Source organism: Acinetobacter sp. TYF_19 (assembly GCF_043105125.1).
Lineage (GTDB): Bacteria > Pseudomonadota > Gammaproteobacteria > Pseudomonadales > Moraxellaceae > Acinetobacter > Acinetobacter johnsonii.
In genome coordinates this window covers 1-20,864 of the sequence record NZ_JBICLH010000059.1, presented here as the reverse complement: position 1 = coordinate 20,864, position 20,864 = coordinate 1, and the positions used below count along the sequence as shown (strand labels likewise).

At 38.2% G+C, this 20,864-nt stretch carries 19 protein-coding genes and 1 pseudogene; 7 read left to right on the top strand and 13 right to left on the bottom strand.

Annotated features, from left to right (window positions below):
- Positions 1–16: 16 nt before the first annotated feature.
- Positions 17–343 carry a hypothetical protein gene (locus ACF8FD_RS07300; protein WP_058869829.1) on the bottom strand — a complete coding sequence of 109 codons (327 nt, stop codon included), beginning with the start codon at positions 341–343 and terminating at the stop codon, positions 17–19.
- Between the two features lie 62 nt (positions 344–405).
- On the opposite strand from ACF8FD_RS07300, the gene ACF8FD_RS07295 reads away from it, so the two are divergent.
- Both ACF8FD_RS07295 and ACF8FD_RS07290 read left to right on the top strand, forming a co-directional pair.
- Positions 406–837, top strand: a complete 432-nt coding sequence (locus tag ACF8FD_RS07295; protein WP_094148173.1) for an HD domain-containing protein — start codon at positions 406–408, stop codon at positions 835–837.
- A gap of 111 nt (positions 838–948) precedes the next feature.
- The gene (locus ACF8FD_RS07290; protein WP_010326995.1) at positions 949–1,857 is read left to right on the top strand and encodes a LysR family transcriptional regulator; all 909 of its coding nucleotides are present in this window, start codon (positions 949–951) and stop codon (positions 1,855–1,857) included.
- 302 nt (positions 1,858–2,159) lie between these two features.
- Here ACF8FD_RS07290 and map read toward each other — a convergent pair whose 3' ends face one another.
- Positions 2,160–2,954 carry a type I methionyl aminopeptidase gene (map, locus tag ACF8FD_RS07285; RefSeq protein ID WP_005400725.1) on the bottom strand — a complete coding sequence of 265 codons (795 nt, stop codon included), beginning with the start codon at positions 2,952–2,954 and terminating at the stop codon, positions 2,160–2,162.
- Positions 2,955–3,304: 350 nt separating this feature from the next.
- On the opposite strand from map, the gene brnQ reads away from it, so the two are divergent.
- Both brnQ and ACF8FD_RS07275 read left to right on the top strand, forming a co-directional pair.
- A complete protein-coding gene (gene brnQ, locus ACF8FD_RS07280) occupies positions 3,305–4,591 on the top strand; it encodes a branched-chain amino acid transport system II carrier protein (protein WP_392453299.1) in 1,287 nt (428 codons plus the stop codon).
- Between the two features lie 493 nt (positions 4,592–5,084).
- Positions 5,085–5,321, top strand: coding sequence for a hypothetical protein (locus ACF8FD_RS07275; RefSeq protein WP_114837233.1), 237 nt, complete (start codon positions 5,085–5,087; stop codon positions 5,319–5,321).
- Between the two features lie 67 nt (positions 5,322–5,388).
- Here ACF8FD_RS07275 and ACF8FD_RS07270 read toward each other — a convergent pair whose 3' ends face one another.
- Positions 5,389–5,847 (bottom strand): hypothetical protein, encoded by a 459-nt coding sequence (locus ACF8FD_RS07270; protein ID WP_234304822.1) that lies wholly within the window; start codon positions 5,845–5,847, stop codon positions 5,389–5,391.
- 123 nt (positions 5,848–5,970) lie between these two features.
- Between ACF8FD_RS07270 and ACF8FD_RS07265 the strand changes: the two genes are divergently transcribed.
- From ACF8FD_RS07265 to ACF8FD_RS07255, 3 genes are all read left to right on the top strand, one after another.
- On the top strand, positions 5,971–6,828 hold the full coding sequence (locus ACF8FD_RS07265) for an alpha/beta fold hydrolase (RefSeq protein WP_234304821.1): 858 nt from the start codon (positions 5,971–5,973) through the stop codon (positions 6,826–6,828).
- Positions 6,829–7,044: 216 nt separating this feature from the next.
- Entirely contained in the window at positions 7,045–8,409 is a 1,365-nt protein-coding gene (locus ACF8FD_RS07260) for an amino acid permease (RefSeq protein WP_234304820.1), read from the top strand.
- Positions 8,410–8,625: 216 nt separating this feature from the next.
- Entirely contained in the window at positions 8,626–9,111 is a 486-nt protein-coding gene (locus tag ACF8FD_RS07255; RefSeq protein ID WP_004696532.1) for an Lrp/AsnC family transcriptional regulator, read from the top strand.
- A 232-nt stretch (positions 9,112–9,343) separates the two neighbouring features.
- Here the strand turns inward: ACF8FD_RS07255 and gltS are convergent, their stop codons facing one another.
- From gltS to ACF8FD_RS07205, 10 genes and pseudogenes are all read right to left on the bottom strand, one after another.
- Positions 9,344–10,567, bottom strand: coding sequence for a sodium/glutamate symporter (gene gltS, locus ACF8FD_RS07250; RefSeq protein WP_234304819.1), 1,224 nt, complete (start codon positions 10,565–10,567; stop codon positions 9,344–9,346).
- A gap of 203 nt (positions 10,568–10,770) precedes the next feature.
- Positions 10,771–12,757 (bottom strand): annotated as a pseudogene (locus tag ACF8FD_RS07245) (TonB-dependent siderophore receptor).
- Between the two features lie 415 nt (positions 12,758–13,172).
- Positions 13,173–13,388, bottom strand: coding sequence for a hypothetical protein (locus tag ACF8FD_RS07240; RefSeq protein WP_234304817.1), 216 nt, complete (start codon positions 13,386–13,388; stop codon positions 13,173–13,175).
- A complete protein-coding gene (locus tag ACF8FD_RS07235; protein WP_234304816.1) occupies positions 13,381–15,498 on the bottom strand; it encodes an NERD domain-containing protein in 2,118 nt (705 codons plus the stop codon). The genes ACF8FD_RS07240 and ACF8FD_RS07235 overlap by 8 nt, the downstream gene beginning before the upstream one ends.
- Positions 15,499–15,561: 63 nt before the next feature.
- Positions 15,562–18,201, bottom strand: coding sequence for a bifunctional aconitate hydratase 2/2-methylisocitrate dehydratase (locus ACF8FD_RS07230; RefSeq protein ID WP_058869839.1), 2,640 nt, complete (start codon positions 18,199–18,201; stop codon positions 15,562–15,564).
- 294 nt (positions 18,202–18,495) lie between these two features.
- Positions 18,496–18,765, bottom strand: a complete 270-nt coding sequence (locus ACF8FD_RS07225) for a hypothetical protein (protein ID WP_058869840.1) — start codon at positions 18,763–18,765, stop codon at positions 18,496–18,498.
- Positions 18,766–18,885: 120 nt separating this feature from the next.
- The gene (locus ACF8FD_RS07220) at positions 18,886–19,245 is read right to left on the bottom strand and encodes a hypothetical protein (RefSeq protein ID WP_392453298.1); all 360 of its coding nucleotides are present in this window, start codon (positions 19,243–19,245) and stop codon (positions 18,886–18,888) included.
- A gap of 108 nt (positions 19,246–19,353) precedes the next feature.
- A complete protein-coding gene (locus ACF8FD_RS07215) occupies positions 19,354–19,788 on the bottom strand; it encodes an I78 family peptidase inhibitor (RefSeq protein WP_178928214.1) in 435 nt (144 codons plus the stop codon).
- A 145-nt stretch (positions 19,789–19,933) separates the two neighbouring features.
- The gene (locus ACF8FD_RS07210; RefSeq protein ID WP_058869843.1) at positions 19,934–20,137 is read right to left on the bottom strand and encodes a hypothetical protein; all 204 of its coding nucleotides are present in this window, start codon (positions 20,135–20,137) and stop codon (positions 19,934–19,936) included.
- 502 nt (positions 20,138–20,639) lie between these two features.
- Positions 20,640–20,864 (bottom strand): lysozyme (locus ACF8FD_RS07205; RefSeq protein WP_392453297.1); only part of this gene is annotated, 225 nt, incomplete at its 5' end.

The following is a 20,864-nucleotide window of genomic DNA, read 5'->3' as shown; positions in this document are numbered from 1 at the left end:
ATGGCGCTTTTATTTATTAAGCCGTAAAGCCTAAATAGCGTGAATAGCCTTCAACACCAAGTGGTGCTTTTAACATGATAAAATTTGGGTAACTGGCTTGGGTTAACTCTTCAAACATAATGACTTGATCATCATGTGCATGGAGATCATCAACACTGCGCTGCATGGTCGCTTCAAATTCATCTGTGATATATTCAAAGCCAATGTCCATCGCAATAAATAAGGTATGCTCGCAAGGCTGAACGTATTGTTCCTGAGACCAATCAATTACCTGTTGTTGGCAATGTGGGCACGCTACAGGATCTGTCGCTTCACAGTCTAGTGGGATCAATTGATAAGTCATAATTTAGTTTTTAAACAAAGATGCTGCGAAGTTTAGCATAGGATAAAGTACCTAGAATAATCATGTCGACTTTAGAAAAAGCCATTGCACTGGCTGCAACCCAACATGCGGGGCAACTCGATAAGGGCGGACAACCTTACATCTTGCATCCATTACGCCTCATGTTGCAATTTTCCAATCCTACCCTACAAATCATTGCGGTGTTGCATGACATTTTGGAAGACACCGCAACGACTGCTGAAGACTTAGAAGCGCTTGGCTTTAGTGCCGAGATCATTAAATCCATACAAGCACTGACCAAACAAACAGGTGAATCACGTTTGGAAGCGGCTAAGCGCACTACATTAAACCCTCTTGCAACCCAAGTAAAATATGTCGATGTACTCGATAATATGAACCTTTCGCGCATAAACAACCCAACAGCACGCGACTTTGCACGACTTGAAGAATATAAAGAGGTGCTTGAAATACTCAAACAAGCGAAAACTCAGTGAAACCCTTAAAATAACTGAGTATTTTCAATTAAATCTCTACAATTTCAAAATTGACAAACTGCAACGATCACTTTTTAATTAAGCCTATCGTTGCACAAATGGACATGGTGAATGTTAAGCGATTTAGATGATTTTTATTGTTTTGCTCAAGTGGTTGAACATGGTGGTTTTAGCGCAGCCGAACGCGCAACAGATATTCCTAAATCCAAGCTCAGTCGACGCGTGTATAACCTCGAAGAACGATTGGGTGTACGCCTAATTCAACGCAGCTCTCGACACTTCGCAGTGACCGATATTGGCATGAACATTTACCGTCATGCGCAAGTGATGATGAATGCTGCACAAGCCGCACACGACTTGGTCGATCATCTCAGTTTACAACCGCGTGGTGTCATTAAACTCAGCTTGCCTGTATCGATTGCACAAAACGAAATTGCACGTATTTTACCGAGCTTCTTAAAAACCTATCCCGAAATTAAAGTGCAAATGATGGTGACCAATCGCCGTGTGGATATTATTAATGAAGGTTTTGATATCGCTCTGCGGGTTCGCTCCAATCTAGACGATGATCCAAGTTTGGTGATCCGCAAGTTTGAAAACATCGAGCAGCATTTATTTGCCAGCCAAGCCTACTTAAATGAATTTGGCGAACTGAAACAACCTGAAGATTTAAGCCAACATCATATTCTAAGCATGGTTGATGAGCATTTAGATCAACATATCATCGTGCATAATGATGCGCAGCAACAAAAGAAAATACGTGTAAACCCTGTGGTGATGGGCTCTGATTTGAGTATGTTGGCTCAACTGGTGCGTAAAAACTGCGGTATTGCCTTACTTCCAGACAGCATCGTACAAGATATGGTGAAAAGTGGTGAACTGGTTCGCGTACTACCCGACTGGAAAGCACCACACGGTATTTTTCATGCGGTCTATCCTTCACGTCGTGGTTTACTGCCTGCTGTCCGTGTGTTTATTGACTATTTAATTGAACACCTCAGCGCAAATAAATCACTTTAAACCCTACACATGCTCAATCACATTGAGCCAATCCATGAGACAAAAAAAAGAGCTTAACCGAGGTGGATAAGCTCATAAACTTTCAAAATAAGAAACTACAGCGAGTATCTTGTAAACAATTTTAGTGACAAAATAAAGTCTAGACCAATAGCTTACATGTATAAGTTTTAATCAAAAAATATCAAAAACACGACAAATAAAGGGTTTCAGAAATATCAGTGATTGCTTTTAAGACTTAATTTAGCTTTTAGGCCACAAAGCTAGACCAAAGTCTAAAATTTAATCACCTACAAAACATCAACTTAAATTTCTGGATAACTGCCCGTACCTTCAGGCCAAGGTGATAGTAACTCAAAACCGGTTTCAGTCACGAGTACCATATGCTCCCACTGCGCAGTTAAAGACTTATCGGCAGTCACGACTGTCCAACCATCCTTAAGTTCTTTGACATGCGCTTTGCCCATATTAATCATCGGTTCAATTGTGAACACCATGCCCGCTTTAAGCTGCATCCCCTTACCTGGTTGACCATAGTGCAATACGCTTGGCTGTTCGTGATAAACCTTGCCGATACCATGACCACAATACTCGCGTACCACACTATAACCTTCACGGTGCGCAACAGTTTGAATGGCATAACCAATATCACCAAGCGTCGCACCTTGCTTCACAGCATGAATACCTGCAACCATCGCCTCATAAGTCGTATCGACTAGCTTTTTGGCTTCCGGTTTCACTGTACCCACATAGTACATACGACTGGTATCACCAAAGTAGCCATCTTTAATAATCGCCACATCAATATTAATAATATCGCCATCTTTAAGTACAACATTCGGCGATGGAATACCGTGACAGACCACTTCATTTGGAGAAATACAGGTGGTTTTGGTATAGCCATGATAACCAATATTGGCAGGCGTCACTTTTAAGGTATTTACAATGAAGTCATGACAAATATCATCCAGATATTCAGTCGTAACACCCGGCTTTACATGTTCACCAATCATCGCTAAAACTTCGGCAGCCAAACGACCAGATATACGAAGTTTTTCTACATCTTGTTCAGTTTTTATGCTCACATTTAAGCCACGCATTGAAATATCCTCAATTATGAAGTCGCAAGTATAGACCTTTTCTCAATATTTTTGTTCAAACTTAAATCTTAGGCTAGCCTTCAACAACTGACCTCTAAATAATTTGTGTAATTTTAAAGCATTTGCACTACAACTTTTAATTTAGGAAAAATAGCGACTCAAGCTTTTCATATTTATAATTTTTATATTTTAAAATGGATAATCAATCACATATATCAACCTATTTTTTACAAGTTGATATATTCACTTTTCATCTTATAAAAAAATTTAATACCACCCATGAAATAAATTAGCCAAAAAAACACTTATGCACTAAAATCGTCCCCTTTGTTCAACTCGATCTCCCTTTTATGACAAGTCTGCGTACTCGGGATATTGTTGCTTTGGGTTTTATGACTTTCGCACTCTTCATTGGTGCGGGCAACATTATCTTTCCACCGATTGTGGCTCAACAAGCGGGTGAGCATGTATGGCTAGCAGCTTTTGGTTTCTTAATCACTGCTGTGGGCTTACCTGTAATCACCATTATTGCGCTGTCACGTGTCGAAGGTTCGATTCAAATTTTAAGTTCACCTTTGGGTAAAATAGCCAGCCTCATTTTAACCATTACGTGTTACCTAACTGTCGGGCCACTCTTTGCAACACCACGTACTGCAACCGTTTCTTATGAAATTGGTTTTTCATCTTATATTGGAACATCAAGCAGCAGCTTGCTGATCTACAGTGCAATCTACTTTAGTGTAGTCACCCTCATTTCACTGTATCCAAACAAGATTTTAGACACGGTTGGCTATGTACTCTCGCCACTAAAGATTTTATCTTTGGCCATCCTTGGCATTGCGGCGATGATGATTCCAACGGGTTTCGTTCCGCCAGCCATCAATAATTATGTTGACAGCCCTGTTTCTGAAGGTTTTGTAAATGGTTACTTAACCATGGACACTTTAGGTGCTTTGGTTTTTGGTATTGTGATTATTCAAGCCATTCGTTCACGTGGTGTCAGCAACCCTAAACTGATTACGCGTTATGCAGTTATTGCGAGTATCATTTCTGGTATTGGTTTAACTGTAGTTTACCTCAGCTTATTTAAACTTGGCCTTGGAAGCCATGAAGTCGCAGCAAATGCGAGCAATGGTGCAGTGATCCTGCATGCATATGTTCAACATGCATTTGGTGACTTAGGTTCTATCTTCCTTTCTGCCATGATTTTTATTGCGTGTATGGTCACTGCGATTGGCCTGACCTGTGCGTGTGCTGAATATTTCAGTTCAATCACTAAAATTGGCTATAAAGTTTGGGTCTTCATTCTGATTGGTTTCTCTTTCATTATTTCAAACTTAGGTTTAACCAAACTCATCGCCTTTTCTGTGCCTGTTTTAAGTGCAATTTATCCACCTGCAATTGTGGTGATTATGCTGAGCTTTGGCTGGAAATTCTTTAATCATCCTCGCCGAGTGATTGCACCTGTTACAGCAGTGTCTTTGGTCTTTGGTCTTCTAGACGGTTTAAAAGTTGCGAATTTTGAACTACCTTATGCGCTGACTCACTTACCTCTTGCAGAACAAAACCTTGCATGGCTTATCCCATCATTGGTGGTTTTTGTAATTGCTGTTGTAATCGACAAAGTGAAAAAATAAGCAAAAGCTGATGTTGTTAAAGTCTGGTTTTACCCAAACCTGATTTTAAGCATGATCAATATTTGTCACATTTTATCCAAATGGACACATATTGTTTCATTTCTTTCTACATCAGTTTTTGTACATACTGACACATTTCATATACACCGCTAAAGTCGTATATCAAGACCTTCATATCTCTTATAAATTTAATATTAGAAAATATAAAATTCTTTAAAGCCTGTCCTAGCAAGCCATTCATGGCATCAATATTGCTTTATACAATCTATGTATAAGCTTACATGCATCATTTATTTGTCATCTTATACCGTAACGAAATACTATTTATTCACTAAAAAAATGCTACATACATATTTTCTGATTGGTATAGCATAATTTCTCTGAAAAATAGTTGTTTTTGCTCTTGATCAACGCAAGTTTTAGCAGTACAACATTAAGAACTAATCCGACTAAACACATTGGTTTTTAGTCAAAAACTCAAGGAGGGATGGAGATGTTATCATTACATTTCAACAAGCAAGTCTTCATTAACGCTCTGAAGGCAAACAAGAATATGGTGACGTATTTAAGTACCACCATTGCCCTGATGGTCATTATGATCATGCATGGCTTAATTCAAGGTAACCTTAAAGCTGAATATTTTGCTTACGCTATCGTCGTATCATTTGCCTTTTATTTATGGGCAGTCGTCGATCAAAAATTCCGAAAGACCACACAGTCAATTGACTAGCAAACAGGTGGATGATTAGTCATCCACCTTTGTAAAAGTATAAAAATTAAAAAACTATAAGAACAACTTAAAACAAACCTAAAAACATTCCCCACAACAAACCCAACGTCGCCACAATTTCCCCCACAACCAATGCCATCATTGCCATCAACATGATTGATTTGGGTAAAATCCATTTGCCTAGAACATGCGGACTACGAAATTGGTTATTCGTGTCTTGCAATACCCCATGCACAATATAGCTCAGTATAGAGAAGCTAAAAAAGAATAAATTGATTCCCACAAACAGCATGTTCACAGGTTCAGGCCAGACTGAAATTGCGGCCATTACCGCAATAATTAAACTTGCAGGTGCATATAACAAACTGCTGCGGTGGGCGATATCAACATAATAGTGCGCGCGAAACTGCGGTGAATGGCGTATTTGTGCATATTTCCATACCCCTGTCAGCATCCCAACAAACAGAAAAATCCCACTAAATAAAAGTGCAAATTTTACCGACATATCTAATTCAACAAACTGCATGTGTTTTCCTTTTTTATTTTCACCCTATTCTATACAGATCTACTTGACTTCAAAGTCATAGATTAGACAAGTTTCTTTTTGGAACTTAGGTAGAGTAGAAAAAAATTCAATGCTTAACCGATTATGCAAAATTACGAAACTTTAGCTATTACCTGCTCTGACCATTATTCACTCAGTGGGCGCTTTTATGCAGCCCAAGGTACACAACAAGCCCTACCTGTTTTAATCTGCCCTGCCACAGGTATTACCCAGCAGTTTTACCACCATTTTGCATCATGGCTTGCAGAACAAGGCTATGCCGTTTTGGTTTTTGACTTTCGCGGTATTGGTGAGTCTCTGCATGAACCACTGAAAAAGTCGAAAGCCAGCATCGTGCAATGGGGGCAATTGGATATCCCAGCAGCGATGGAGGTGTTATTGAATAAAACCCAAGCGACACAAGTGATCTTGCTCGGTCATAGTGCAGGTGGGCAACTTTTAGGTATTAACCCAAACTATGAAAAAGTCGCAAAAGTCGTTGCCGTTGCAGGCTCAACCGGACACGTAAAAGATTTGAAAGGTCGTACTAAACTCCTGGCTCCTGTGATGTTTAAACTAATCTTCCCTATTGCACGTTATACCTTAGGCTATGGACCGACCAATGCCATTGGCATGGGCGAAAACCTACCCAAAGATGTGGCGCGTGATTGGGCACAGTTTTGCAGCAAACCGGGTTATGTAATTAATGCCTTAGGCATAACAGTACAAGATGACTTCCACCATGATATTCGCTGTCCAATCACAGCCATTTGGGCCTCGGATGATGAAATTGCCACGCAAGTGAATGTTAAAGGCCTACTCAGCCTTTACCCAAATGCACAAACAGATCAAATTGAACTCAAACCACAGGCATATGGCCACAAAGCCATTGGTCATATGGCAATGTTTAAGCGTTCCCATCAAAACTTATGGCCTGAAATTGCAGCACAGCTTTCATCTTAAGGTGGCACATATCAAGCCAAGCCTGTCGCCAGTTCAAGCAGCACTTGCTTGACTGGCTTTATTTTCACCGCAAAATTGCAGCTTTCAGATAAAAACCAACGCTATTGATAAATTTAATTTCATTAATCGATAAATAAATATTATATTTCCACCACGAATTTTTATTAAGTCATAGTTCATGTGATGTCTATCGCATGTGCTAGAGATGGATGAATCATGTCTGCACAACAGCAACCCCAGCTTAAGCATGGGCTGAGCAACCGCCATATTCAGCTGATTGCTTTAGGCGGCTCTATTGGTACAGGCCTATTTTTAGGCATTTCGCAAACCATTAAACTGGCTGGCCCTTCCGTTATTTTAGGCTACGCACTGGCGGGCTTAATTGCATTTTTCATGATGCGCCAGTTGGGTGAAATGGTGGTTGAAGAACCAGTGAGTGGCTCTTTTAGTTATTTTGCCTATAAATTTTGGAGCCCTTTTGCCGGCTTTATGTCGGGCTGGAACTATTGGGTGCTCAATGTCTTGGTCTGCATGGCGGAACTCAGTGCCATCGGCCTCTATGTCCAGTATTGGTGGCCTGAAATTCCCACATGGATTTCAGCGCTTGGTTTCTTTGTACTGATCAATGCCATCAACCTGCTGCATGTCAAAGTCTTTGGTGAAACAGAATTTTTATTCTCCATGATTAAAATTCTCGCAATCATTGGCATGATTGGATATGGAGCGTGGTTACTGGCAAGTGGTCACGGTGGTGCACACGCTTCTATCTCAAACCTCTGGGCTCTAGGCGGTTTCTTTCCCAACGGGATTTCCGGCTTAATCATGGCGATGGCCATCATTATGTTTTCCTTTGGCGGAATTGAACTCGTTGGTATTGCTGCTGCGGAAACCAAAAATCCGACCACAACTATTCCTAAAGCGGTCAATCAGATTGTCTATCGTGTGTTGCTGTTTTACGTGCTTACGATCATTGTTCTGCTCTCGTTGTTTCCATGGAATCAAATCGCAGAAGGCGGTAGTCCTTTTGTTTTGATTTTTGACTCCTTAGGTAGTCAAGGCGTTGCAACTGTGCTGAATTTTGTGGTCTTAACCGCAGCTATATCAGTGTATAACGGCACCAGTTATGGCACGAGTCGTATGCTGCTAGGTCTGGCAGAACAAGGCAATGCCCCACAATTTTTAAAGAAAATTAACCAACGCGGCATCCCTTATGCAGCCATTTTATGCTCTGCGTTGGTGACCTTACTGTGTGTCGTATTGAATTATATCTTCCCAGAAAAAGCCTTTAAACTACTAATGAGTCTTGTAGTTTCAGCCATTGTGATTAACTGGATGATGTTGGCGTTGACCCACTTAAAATTCAAGCAACGTATGCTGGCATTGCAAAAATCAACCTTGTTTCCAACTTTGATTTACCCTATCAGCAACTATATCTGTATTGTATTTATGCTTGGTATTTTAGTGGTGATGTGGCTCACACTTGATATGCGAATTGCAGTAATGCTGATTCCACTTTGGATTGGCTGCTTAACTCTAACTTACTGGTTTAAACAAAGATCAAAAACGCAAAAAATACAATAAATAAGTCAGCAAACAGCGCCAATAAAAGGCACCCTTCCCTTTAAGGGCGCTGGTTGCAAATCAAAGCCAATTTCCCAAATGACTTTGATTGAATCACTTTATTGTAGTCATGACCGATGCAGAGTGTTTCTCTTTTATTTGCTTATTTTGAGTATTTATTGAGAAATATTTTCACATAAAATAGTTTATAAAGAAAATTATACGCAGGAATACGTTATGAATGACGCTCACTACGTTTTAGATAAAATTGACCGTCGTATTTTGTCTGAACTTCGCCAAGACGGCCGTCTGACCGTTACCCAGTTGGCTGAGAAAGTTGGGCTGTCCTCTTCTCCTTGCTGGACACGTGTAAAACGCCTAGAAAATCTCAACATCATTGAAGGCTATACAGCAAAGATTAATTCAAAAGCTATTGGGATTAATGAGCTGTTTTTTATTGAAATTACGCTTGAGCGCCATGATGATGAAATCTTAGAGCAGTTTAGTGAAGCACTGGCTTACATGCCTGAAGTGGTTGAAGCCCATTTAGTAACTGGCGATTATGACTACTTACTCAAAGTTGCAGTGAAAAATGCAGAACACTATGAGCGCTTTTTGCGTAAAAACTTATACTCAATGAAAGGTGTACGTCATACACGCTCAATTTTTGCCTTACGCCCTTTGAAACTCGAAAATAAATCAGACCTCATTATGATTGAGTGATTACTGCAAATATTGTGTAAATGTGGTTTAATACACGCAGTATGAGATGAGCCTCTTACAGTATGTGCCTTAGATGTGCATACGACTAGCCCCTAACCATGGGGCTTTTTAATGTCTATAAGTTTTAAAATACTGATATTTTAGATAGTGCACATCATTCCAATACAAAACCGTAACCAATAAAAAAGCACCCCAAGGTGCTTTTTTATTAACGATATCATCTCTAAAAATATTAACCCAAAATACCAATTGAGAGCTGAATCACAAAAGCATTCACAATATCGACAAAAAATGCACCCGTCAGCGGAATGATCAAAAAGGCTTTATGGGATGGCCCATAGGTATTAGTTACCGCTTGAATATTGGCAATTGCTGTAGGTGTCGCGCCTAAGTTGACGCCACATTGGCCTGCACAAAGTACCGCAGCATCGTAGTTCTTCCCCATCACACGGAAAGTCACAAAGTACAAATAAAGTGCTAAGAACAGTGTTTGAACAATCAGGATAATCACCAGTGGGCCAGCCAAATCTGCCAACAACCAAAGCTGTAAGGACATCAATGCCATGGCTAAAAACAGTGCCAGTGAAGCATTGCCAAATACATCGATACAGCGGTCAAAAACCTGAACTCTCAACCCATGCTCTAAAATATTACGTAAAACCACACCACACATTAGAGCCCAAACAAAACCTGGTAGCTCAAACCACTGCCCTTTAGCTACCGCTGTCATGAAGTATGCAAAGCTGATACAAATGGCAAACATCCCCATGGTTTTGACCGCATCATCTGCCGTAATTAGACGCGTTTTTTCAGGAAATTCAAATGGAGCCGTTTGTGCTGAAGGTGGCGCTTCATTACGCCCTGTTGCAGCTGGAATTTCTTCAGCCAACTGGTAGCGACGTATCAGAAATTTAGCGATAGGTCCACCTATTACCCCACCAATGATTAAACCAAATGTTGCACTTGCCATACCCAGCACAATCGCACCATGCACACCATGTTCTTGTTCAAATATCGTGCCCCATGCACCTGCTGTCCCATGACCACCTGTGAGTGTGACCGAGCCTGTAATTAAACCAATCAGCGGGTCTAGACCTAAAACTTTGGCAAGACTAATACCGACCACATTTTGCAGCAGGACAAATACAATAACGCAGACTAAAAATATAAGCAGCGACTTCCCACCTTCTTTGAGCTTAACTAAGCTTGCACTTAACCCCACAGAGGTGAAGAACATCAGCATAAAAATTTGCTGAATATTGGTATCAAAGTTGACAGTTATGTTTGAACTTTTAAATAAGCTATAAGTGATAACAGCTGCAACCAACCCACCCGCAACTGGTTCGGGAATGTTATATTTTTTTAAAATACTGACTTTATTCACAAATACATAACCGACCAATAGCACAGCAACTGCTGCAACAATGGTCATAAATGCATCGAATTGATAGTTCATGAGATATCCAATGATGCTTATTGCATTAATTCTAAAACAGATAAGTCAGTGATGAACAGGCTAAAGTTTCTCAATGTACAATTTCTATGCTTTAGATTACATGATGTTTTAAAACTGAGCTCAGTATTTTAAAAATACATAATCTTAAAAAATAAAAAGACCCAATTGGGTCTTTTTATTTTTATAGCAGCGTAACTTTAAAATTAAAATTTATAATGAAAGCTTAATGTTGCATTTCTTGGTTCACCCCAAATCATTGAGTCTGAGCCTATTCCATCATAATATTTTTTATCAAATAAATTATTTACATTAAGTTGTGTACTAAAATTTGGATCAAACTTATAACCCAGCATTGCATTTGCAAGAGGCTTTGTTGCACAAAGATTTCATAACTATATGATTTTAAAAGTTTTGATTATTTTTTGATCCAAAATTAAATTTATTTAAATCAGATGCTTACATATTTATGCAACAAAGCCTGTTCAATCCGGAAGATAGATAAGGCGGCATTTAGCTTTCCATCCAAATATTCACCTTTTAAACCCATTTCATAGCTTTTACCGTCAATAGGATCAAGGTAATTGCCACTTACATCTTTTCTGTTTTGTGGTTTAAAAATACTGGTATAGCTCACGTATGCTGAATAATCTCGCGCAACGTCATAAATAAGGCCAAAGTAAGGTGTAATCTCATTTTTAAACTCTCTATTCCCTTTACCATCTGCTGCTTCGTATTCCCAATTTGAAACACGAACACCTGCAACTGCTTTTAATGGATCTAAAATATGGAATTTACCTGAAATGTAACCTGCTGTTTGAACCGTGTTATTGAGTACACCTTTTTGATTTTTTTCTATAGGTACAACAATTTGGGTATTCATATCGTTAAAGTTTAATGTATCTACATTTAATACATTCCCTCCCGTATAATAAGAACCTCCAAAGTTATTTTTCTTTAATTCAGATTTATTCCATGCCCCTCCAATAACAACCTCTTGCACACGGCCGGCAAGTGTGAAAGGTGCTGCGATATAAACATCGACATTATTTTCATCGGTAAGTTCATCATCTGCATAAACAGAAACATTATATTTTTTGGTAGTCTTATTATAGACAGGAAGTTTATTTGTTTCTTTATTCACTTGCCCTGTTGTGTACAACAAGTTTGAAGATGAATCTTCTTGTCTATATAAATATGAAACGTTTAAACTTACATCATTAAACAAAGTATGCTTTAAGTCAGCAAAAAGCATTGTCGTTTTGGCATCCCAATACGTCCAGTCAGAACTGACTGTCAGTGATCGATCAAAATTGGTCTGGTACCATCGGTATAAAATGCGGGTAAGCCTCCCCAACGTACACCATCGCGATTCAACTCTTGATAAGATGCAGCGAAAGATAATAATGTTTTATCGCTAATATCATAATCAATTGCACCATAAACAATATTTCGCTCTTTCTCATAAAAATCCATAAATGAATCTTCATCAGAATCTTTTACGAAGATGCGTCCACGAAGTGAGCCATCATTATTTAAAGGTGCAGATAAATCTGCCAAGCTTGAATAACTATTCCATGAACCTGCCGATGCACTTACTGATCCAGCAAATTCCCTTGAATTTGCATGCTTACGGATTAAATTAATACCCATTGCTGGGCTTCCAGCTCCAGTCATTAAACCATTAGCACCTTTTACGACTTCAACACGATCATAAATGCTTAAATCTAGGTCAGCTGCCACTAAGTTTGCAGTTGTTGGCTTGCCATCGATGAGGAAATAATCTACATCAAAACCGCGTGCATAAGGTCGCTGACGTTCGTCCGTACGCGGAGTAGATACACCTGTAATATTACTCATCAAATCTTGGAAAGACTCAATATTACGGTCATCTAAATATTCTCGGGTATAGACTTTGACTGTTTGTGGCGTTTCACGCAGTGATAAATTTAACTTGGTTGCGGTATTTGTGCTGCTCGTCGTATAGCTGCCTGTATTTTCGGTGACTGCTGTTTTATCTTGGGCTGTAAGGGTGATGGTCGCCAAGTGTGCATTTGGCTGAGACCTTGCATTCGCCTCCTCCTCTTCCACGGTGTTTGCGTGTGTTATAGACAGCATGGCAGTTGAAGATAGGAAAATAATTTGCATCGCCAAATAGAGTGGCTTTTGTGTAGACAGAGGACGTTTAAACATATCGGGACATTCACAGCTAATGAGAAAAAATAAGACAATGAATTGATAATTTTAAAGTGCACGCATGCCTACTATGCTTAAGTAAAACAAGCACGTTTGTAGTATCACAAGTACTAAGATTTATAAAATCCTTTTCGAACATCTCAGTGGTTTGAGTCATTACATATCAATCCATTTCGAAAAATTATAAACAAAAAATAACGCAAGTGATACTAATTATCATTAGCAAATACATCTTTAATTTAGATTTAAGATATTTGTATTGCCGATATACGTTCCTCTTCACAGAAGACTGAGCAAAGAACAAACAATCGCTATTTATAATGCTCTAATTTTTTTATAATTATAAATATGAGAACAAAAAATAGACCAAGTATATTTTGGTCTATTTTTAACTCATAAATCCATTGATGACTTACTCAATGTCATACACCCAATTTCGTGCTTGTTGGTCTGTCGTAGTTTCACAAACATAATAGTCATGATCCCACGAGTCTTGATGGAAAATCTCTATTTTTCGGTAGGTCACTTGTTTTCCATTTTCCACACAAATAAAGCTATCGCCTTGATCTTTAACTTGAGTTCCGTTGAGGAAACCACCAATACAGAGGAATCGAGATTGTTTAGGCATTCAATTTACTCATCATACGATTCATAAAATTATCATAATTACCTATTTGATGTTCCCAAAATTCATCTTTCTCAATATTTTTTATAAAATTAAGAGGGTCAATATTTTTCACATCACTTTCTTCATCGAATGAACTATTTACAATCGAATCCATAAAATCAACTTTTCCATTTAAAGATATAATTATTTCATCCATTGATATTTTTAAATGATTATCAAAATAGTGATGATCAAACTCTAAGGTTGTATCTATAATCCAAGAGTGAATTTTTACATCATCTAAATTTTCAAAAAATTGATTTAAAAAACCATTTTTCACAAATTCAACTTTTTTGGAAAGTTGATAAGCAGCCTTATTCAGAGTGAAATTTCGATATTCATAAATTTCTTGAATACTACTTTTAATATAAGTCGATTTAACCTCTACGACGATAACATGATTTTCACATATAGCAATAAGATCAATTTCACCAACTTCTCTATCTGCAGGTTGATATTGGCAAAATACATTAAACCCAGCATTCTTAAACTTCTCAGCTAAATTTAATTCAATATTATCTGTTTCACTTTTAAGTTCTAAACGATTTTTATGCAGCTTACGCACATAATTAATCATCATCGTATTTACATTTTGAAATGCAGTTAGCCATGGAAATTGAAAAACGAAATTATCGATTTTGTAAAATGGCTTTTGTTGAAATGTTGAATGATGATCTTCACTATACAAATCACAAGTCCAAAAATTCAAAATTTGTTCCATTTTATTTTTTTTGACAGTATTTGAACTGCCTTTTACCCATGATGACATTCTTTTAATCTTATCTTCTTGCCTTGCAAATGTGAAAGGCATTCTATTTTCACCTATTACAAAACCATGCATAGTTAGTTCTGTTAAAGCATGCAAATTACTTTCAGCATGAGGTAAAAAACCTATAAATTTTTCTATATGATCTTTTAAATAATGAGCTTGTGATAAAGTCATAGTAATCATGATTTCATAAGCATCTAATTTTTGTTGATTAATACTGAAGTCTAAAATCCCATAAACTTGTTCTAATTGTTCTTTAACAGCAAAAGCCTTAGATAAAGCAACTGCATTAGCTTCTAAGTTATGACCAGTATTTATAATGCTATATATAACATCGGAATTTAACAGTTTTTTAGTACCAATACCCAACCAATAACTTATGAGTAATGAATTTTTCTCTGACCAATTATCTTTTTTATCTTTTGTATTAGTATAAATCAATTCTGAATTTTTCAGCTCGTAATTTACCTGCTTATCAAAACTAAACGACTCTAGTACATTTCTTTTATAATTTATAATCTCAATTTTGATAGCCACAAGCTTTTTATACAATTCATACTGCTCTTGAAGAAGCGGAGTCATTCCTTCCCCGATTAAGAAAGGCATTAATTTATTTTTCAGTGCTAATCCTATTGATTGATCCGTCAGTTTTTTAGTATTTTTTTTAGAAAATTTAACTATTTCATCAAAAGCTTTCCAAACTGTTTCTGCTGAATTATTTTCATTTTCATCAAACTGATAAGGCAAATAATTAAAGTAATCCTGATTTGGAATCAAATATTCATATGCATATAAACTTCCAAAAGCCATAGCCGTAATTTGACCAATATTCAGCCTATTCTTAATATCTTCATAAATGTCTAATCGATGCTTATATTGTGATTGTAAATACTCTTCAGTCTGAAAAAATATAGACAGTTTTTCTATATTAACTTCTTGTTTAACTTCATTTAGTACAGACCAGGAATGATGTTCCGCATTAAGGATTATGCCAGAATAACGCACAGCTAAAATAAAGCTTTGAACATCAAGTTTTAAATAATTTAGACAAATACTTTTATCAACCAAATTAAAGCGAACATATTGGCTTAGTGCGAGAATATAATTTTCACTTTGTGCATCATCAACTGTCAAAAATTTAATAAAACTTGATTGCCAAAACATATCAAATTTATTTTTAAATGTACCAAGCTTGGGTTGTGAACTTTTATATAAGAGGTTTTGGACAATTTTTTCTTTTGCTACTTCAAAACCAAACTCTGCTACAAGAAATTCAAATTTATTTTCGTAATAATTTTGCATAAAAAATAAGGGCTGATTACTCAGCCCTTATTTCTAACTCAATTTAATTTATTTTTCAACAAATTAAGCCAATTGAGCAGCAGCAATTTTCTTAGTATCGATGTCTTTAGCAGCATCTGTATACTCGCTCATCTTGTCGAAGTTCAAGTATTGGTAGATGTCAGCAGACATACTGTCGATTTGAGCAGCGTACTGTTGGTATTCTTCTGGAGAAGGTAATTTACCCAATACAGCAGCAACAGAAGCAAGCTCAGCAGATGCCAGGTAAACGTTCGCACCTTGACCTAGACGGTTCGGGAAGTTACGAGTAGAAGTCGATACACAAGTAGTGTTCGGAGCTACACGTGCTTGGTTACCCATACATAATGAACAGCCTGGCATTTCTGTACGAGCGCCCGCTTTACCATAAGTATTGTAGAAACCTTCTTCCATCAATTGGTGTTCGTCCATACGAGTTGGAGGAGCCAACCATAGACGAGTAGATAAAGAACCACCAGGTACTTTGTCTAGAAGTTTACCAGCTGCACGGAAGTGACCGATGTTAGTCATACAAGAACCGATGAATACTTCATCAATTTTTACGCCTTGAACGTCAGAAAGAAGTTTCGCATCATCTGGGTCGTTCGGGCAGCAAAGAACTGGTTCTGTGATTGTAGAAAGGTCGATTTCATACACTTTCGTGTATTCAGCATCAGCATCAGCTTTAAGAAGTGATGGGTTAGCCAACCATTTTTCCATGTTCTCAACACGGCGCGCCATAGTACGAGCATCGCCATAGCCTTGTGAAATCATCCACTTCAGCATAGTGATATTAGAACGTAGGTATTCAGCAACTTTCTCTTCAGAAAGAGTGATCGCACAACCAGCAGCAGAACGTTCAGCAGAAGCATCAGAAAGTTCGAATGCTTGCTCAACAGTCAGGTCAGTTTCCATTTCTGTCAGGTCGATCTCAAGGATACGGCCAGAAAAGATGTTTTTCTTACCTTTCTTCTCTACAGTCAGGTCACCTTCTTGGATCGCTACGTAAGGAATTGCATGTACTAGGTCACGTAGAGTGATACCAGGCTGCATTTTACCTTTGAACTTCACAAGAACAGACTCTGGCATATCAAGTGGCATAACACCAGTTGCTGCAGCGAATGCTACAAGACCAGAACCCGCTGGGAATGAAATACCGATTGGGAAACGAGTATGTGAGTCACCACCAGTACCAACAGTATCTGGAAGAAGCATACGGTTTAACCAAGAGTGGATAATACCGTCACCTGGACGTAAAGACACACCGCCACGGTTCATGATGAAATCAGGAAGCGTGTGTTGCATTTGAACGTCAACTGGTTTTGGATACGCAGCTGTGTGACAGAAAGATTGCATTACCAAGTCAGCAGAGAAGCCTAGGCAAGCCAAGTCTTTCAGTTCGTCACGAGTCATAGGACCAGTTGTATCTTGAGAACCAACAGTGGTCATACGTGGTTCACAGTAAGTACCTGGACGGATACCCTGACCTTCAGGAAGACCACAAGCGCGACCAACCATCTTCTGAGCAAGGGTGAAGCCTTTGCCAGTGTCAGCAGGTTGTACTGGAGTACGGAACAGAGTTGATGGCTCAAGACCAAGCTCTTCACGTGCTTTAGTTGTCAAACCACGACCAATGATCAGGTTAATACGACCACCCGCACGAACTTCGTCTAGAAGTACTGGAGTTTTAAGGTCAGCTTCAGCGATTTGAGCGCCGTCTTTGAACGCAGTTACTTTAGCAGTAGCCTTGTCGATTTTAAGAGTGATTTCATCACCCATGTTCATGTTTGCTACGTCAATTTCAACTGGTAACGCACCAGCGTCTTCCATAGTGTTGAAGAAAATCGGAGCAATTTTAGAACCTAAGCAGTAACCGCCTTCTTTTTTGTTCGGGATATGAGCAATTTCGTCACCGAAGAACCAAAGTACAGAGTTAGTTGCAGATTTACGAGAAGAGCCTGTACCTACAACGTCACCGACGTAAGCAACTTGGTTACCTTTAGCAACAAGTTCTTTAATTTGGTTTAACGGACCAACTTCACCAGGAACTTCTGGGTTAATACCGTCACGCACGTTTTTCAACATTGCATTTGCGTGTAATGGGATGTCTGGACGACTCCAAGCGTCTTGAGCTGGAGACAAGTCATCAGTGTTGGTTTCACCAGTAACTTTGAAAACTGTCAGTTTAATTTCAGTCGGAACGTCTTTGCGGCTGGTGAACCATTCAGCGTCAGCCCAAGACTGCATAACCGCTTGTGCATTCGCGTTACCCGCTTTTGCTTTGTCTGCAACGTCATGGAACGCGTCAAATACGAGAAGCGTTTTCTTCAGCGCTTCAGCAGCAAGTTCACCTAATTCAGCGTCATCAAGAAGAGCAACTAAAGGAGCAACGTTATAACCACCAAGCATAGTGCCTAGTAAGTAAACCGCACGTTCTTTAGAAACTAATGGTGAAGTCGCCTCGCCTTTAGCCAAAGCAGCTAAGAATGCAGCTTTAACATATGCAGCTTGGTCAACACCCGCTGGAACACGGTTTTCTAGTAAATCAACTAAAAATGCTTCTTCGCCAGCTGGTGGGTTTTTTAATAATTCAACTAATGCAGCTGTTTGAGCATCGTCAAGTGGCTTCGGTGGGACTCCGAGTGCGGCACGTTCTGCAACGTGTTGGCGGTAAGCTTCTAGCACAGTGTTATTCCTCTTTTTTAAAAAATTATTTACGTATTCCTGCTTTAAAGAAAGCTACGTAAATAATATGGACTGCTTAATTTTACTAAAATTCCAGTTAAAAGTTAATGCGCTACAAGTGTTTCTTCGTGATGCCCATTATTTTCTAACTAAATGATGTTCATATCAATTGCACACAAAAACAGCAATATAGTCAGATCCTTTGGAATTATTTCACATTAACTTTGAACTGCCATTTAAAAACAAAAAAGGCAACCTATGTTGCCTCTTTTTACTCAATATAAATATTCAACCTTAGTGTACTGTTGTCGCTTGGATATATTGTTTGAAACTTTCACGACAGCCTTCAAATTTCATCTGAATTTCATCCTCATGCAAATTTTGATGTGCGGAGCTTGCAAAAGAAATTTGCACTGAAATACGCGTAGATTCGTGGTCAAGCGCGTGTTTCAAGTATACATGGTCACCCAAGCTAAGGACATAATGACCACCGCCAATTACGGCCACACCATTTTCATCTTCCAAGAGTAAATCTGCATGATTTAAATAGCCAACAACTTCCATTTTCTGCTCCTCTCGTTTTTTATTTTATGTTCATTATTCTTTATTTTTATATGCTTTGCTATATATATGATTTAGAGTTTTGTCACAAAAAGTTCCATCCAAAAATAAAAAAACCGTTCCTTAGAACGGTTTGTAATTTGGCATTTCAGTATGCGGTGTTGCGATACATTTTTCAGTATATTTCACACGAATTTTTTCACGTGCACCTTCAATATCAGATTTAATTTCAGCCTCAGGTAAAGCATAAACATCTTCAATAATTTCTAATGCAAATGACTTAGTCATTTCATCTTCAACTTTATTGGCATGCTCAATCGCTTTATCTTTTTCAATGGCATTTTGACGATCTAACATAATTGAACGTGCTGCATTACCAATACTTTTACAATAGCCATGCCATTGCTCTTGTGGTGTTAACGGTTTTTTTTCAGCACAACCCACCAGTGCAATCACAGCAGCCAAAGCGAATAACTTTTTCATTACAACTCTCCTATTCGCCCTATCATAATCAAACTTTTTCAAATGAAGAACCATTACCCACTTTAAATAGTATAAAAGCCCAAATTTGGGCTTTTATACTTAGAAAAATTAACCGCAGCTTGCTTGAACGACTTTATTGGTTTTCGGATCAACTGTTACTGTCACACGGTCTTCGCGATAATCCATTGTCACAGGCTGCCCTGGTTGTACTAAGCGTACCATCTTCGCACTGGTTTTTTGCTTAATCTGTGCTTCAGTTAAATTTGACTGACCAATCAAAGCTGTTGCTTGCTCGGCAACACATTTGCTTTGACTAGCACGGAAAAGCGTCCATTCATCAATGACTTGACCATTCGGCAAATGGCAATAGCCTACTTCACCATTGGCCTCTTTTCGAATCTCTAATTTACCACCCTGTTCAACACAGTATGTACTGGCAGGATTAGCCATACCTAAAGTTGGCTTTTCAGTTTCATTTTTTTGCGCAGTACTACAACCCGAAATAGCTGCAACCATTAATCCAAGCATTACGATTTTTTTCATAAAAAATATTTCTTTAAATAAAATATCAACATAGCAAATATGTTTGAAAAAAATTGTGCGAGTTTTGCAAAATTTAAGATTGCATAAAAAGCCCATCATTTGACGGACTTTTGTATGCTGAAAGGCTATATTTTCAGGTCATTTTTTAATTGACTGAGTGAATATCAAGTTCTTCATTTTTCGCTAAAACTACAGATGCTAGAATTGGAGTACCTAAAATGAACGGCATAGCAAAGATCCAAAAGACCACGGTATAGTGCGGATCAAAGAAAAACTGAATAGCAAGCGCCACTAAAATTAAAACTGAAAATAAAATCGCTGCAAAGCGTATTACAAATTTGATCGGCATAGGGATCATCACTCTAAATTTAGTAAGTCCATTTACTATACACCTACTTTCATTATGGTTTAATTGATTTTAAGTATCTAGTGTCTGTTATTCATAGGTTTTCTTCATCTACCAAATAAAAATTTTTATCAAATGGCGAATTAAGCTTTTTTAACACCTAAAAATAAAGCCTACATGATGTAGGCTTTATTTAGCAGAAGAGTAGCTTTAGAACTTCCAGTTATAAGAACATTGTTTTGCGTTTAATCTAATTAGCTGTAAATAACTGTAGATCGTTGTTTTTAAATGTATTGTATATATGCAACACTTCGCACTAACAACCACTAGCAGTCTACAAATATAATTCAACAGTCTACAAATCAGTCTACATTTTTTAATGACTATATATAGGTGTAAATAAAGGCCCATCAAAGAGCCTTCACACAAATCCCCACATTCACATTCGTCGTAATTGAATGAGCTGTGCAACCTGATAAGAGGATGCACAGCATGAATGCTTTGATCATGATAGAAACAAAGCCTTTTCTTTAGCACGACGATTCACAAGCCCCTGCATACGCTTACCACCCGCATTCACCCACACATCAAACTGATCCGCAGCAGCACGATTATCATTGGCATTCAGCTTTTTCACCAAAGTTGATTTGCTAAATGCATTGGTCCCAATGTTGTAGGCAAGTGATACCAGCGCATCAAACTGATTTTGGCTAAGTGGTACCGTAACCGC

Coding starts and splice junctions, on each gene's coding strand:
- ACF8FD_RS07300 (WP_058869829.1), bottom strand. CDS start 343: ATGACTTATCAATTGATCCCACTAGACTGTGAAGCGACAGATCCTGTA.
- ACF8FD_RS07295 (WP_094148173.1), top strand. CDS start 406: ATGTCGACTTTAGAAAAAGCCATTGCACTGGCTGCAACCCAACATGCG.
- ACF8FD_RS07290 (WP_010326995.1), top strand. CDS start 949: ATGTTAAGCGATTTAGATGATTTTTATTGTTTTGCTCAAGTGGTTGAA.
- map (WP_005400725.1), bottom strand. CDS start 2,954: ATGCGTGGCTTAAATGTGAGCATAAAAACTGAACAAGATGTAGAAAAA.
- brnQ (WP_392453299.1), top strand. CDS start 3,305: ATGACAAGTCTGCGTACTCGGGATATTGTTGCTTTGGGTTTTATGACT.
- ACF8FD_RS07275 (WP_114837233.1), top strand. CDS start 5,085: ATGTTATCATTACATTTCAACAAGCAAGTCTTCATTAACGCTCTGAAG.
- ACF8FD_RS07270 (WP_234304822.1), bottom strand. CDS start 5,847: ATGCAGTTTGTTGAATTAGATATGTCGGTAAAATTTGCACTTTTATTT.
- ACF8FD_RS07265 (WP_234304821.1), top strand. CDS start 5,971: ATGCAAAATTACGAAACTTTAGCTATTACCTGCTCTGACCATTATTCA.
- ACF8FD_RS07260 (WP_234304820.1), top strand. CDS start 7,045: ATGTCTGCACAACAGCAACCCCAGCTTAAGCATGGGCTGAGCAACCGC.
- ACF8FD_RS07255 (WP_004696532.1), top strand. CDS start 8,626: ATGAATGACGCTCACTACGTTTTAGATAAAATTGACCGTCGTATTTTG.
- gltS (WP_234304819.1), bottom strand. CDS start 10,567: ATGAACTATCAATTCGATGCATTTATGACCATTGTTGCAGCAGTTGCT.
- ACF8FD_RS07240 (WP_234304817.1), bottom strand. CDS start 13,388: ATGCCTAAACAATCTCGATTCCTCTGTATTGGTGGTTTCCTCAACGGA.
- ACF8FD_RS07235 (WP_234304816.1), bottom strand. CDS start 15,498: ATGCAAAATTATTACGAAAATAAATTTGAATTTCTTGTAGCAGAGTTT.
- ACF8FD_RS07225 (WP_058869840.1), bottom strand. CDS start 18,765: ATGGAAGTTGTTGGCTATTTAAATCATGCAGATTTACTCTTGGAAGAT.
- ACF8FD_RS07220 (WP_392453298.1), bottom strand. CDS start 19,245: ATGAAAAAGTTATTCGCTTTGGCTGCTGTGATTGCACTGGTGGGTTGT.
- ACF8FD_RS07215 (WP_178928214.1), bottom strand. CDS start 19,788: ATGAAAAAAATCGTAATGCTTGGATTAATGGTTGCAGCTATTTCGGGT.
- ACF8FD_RS07210 (WP_058869843.1), bottom strand. CDS start 20,137: ATGCCGATCAAATTTGTAATACGCTTTGCAGCGATTTTATTTTCAGTT.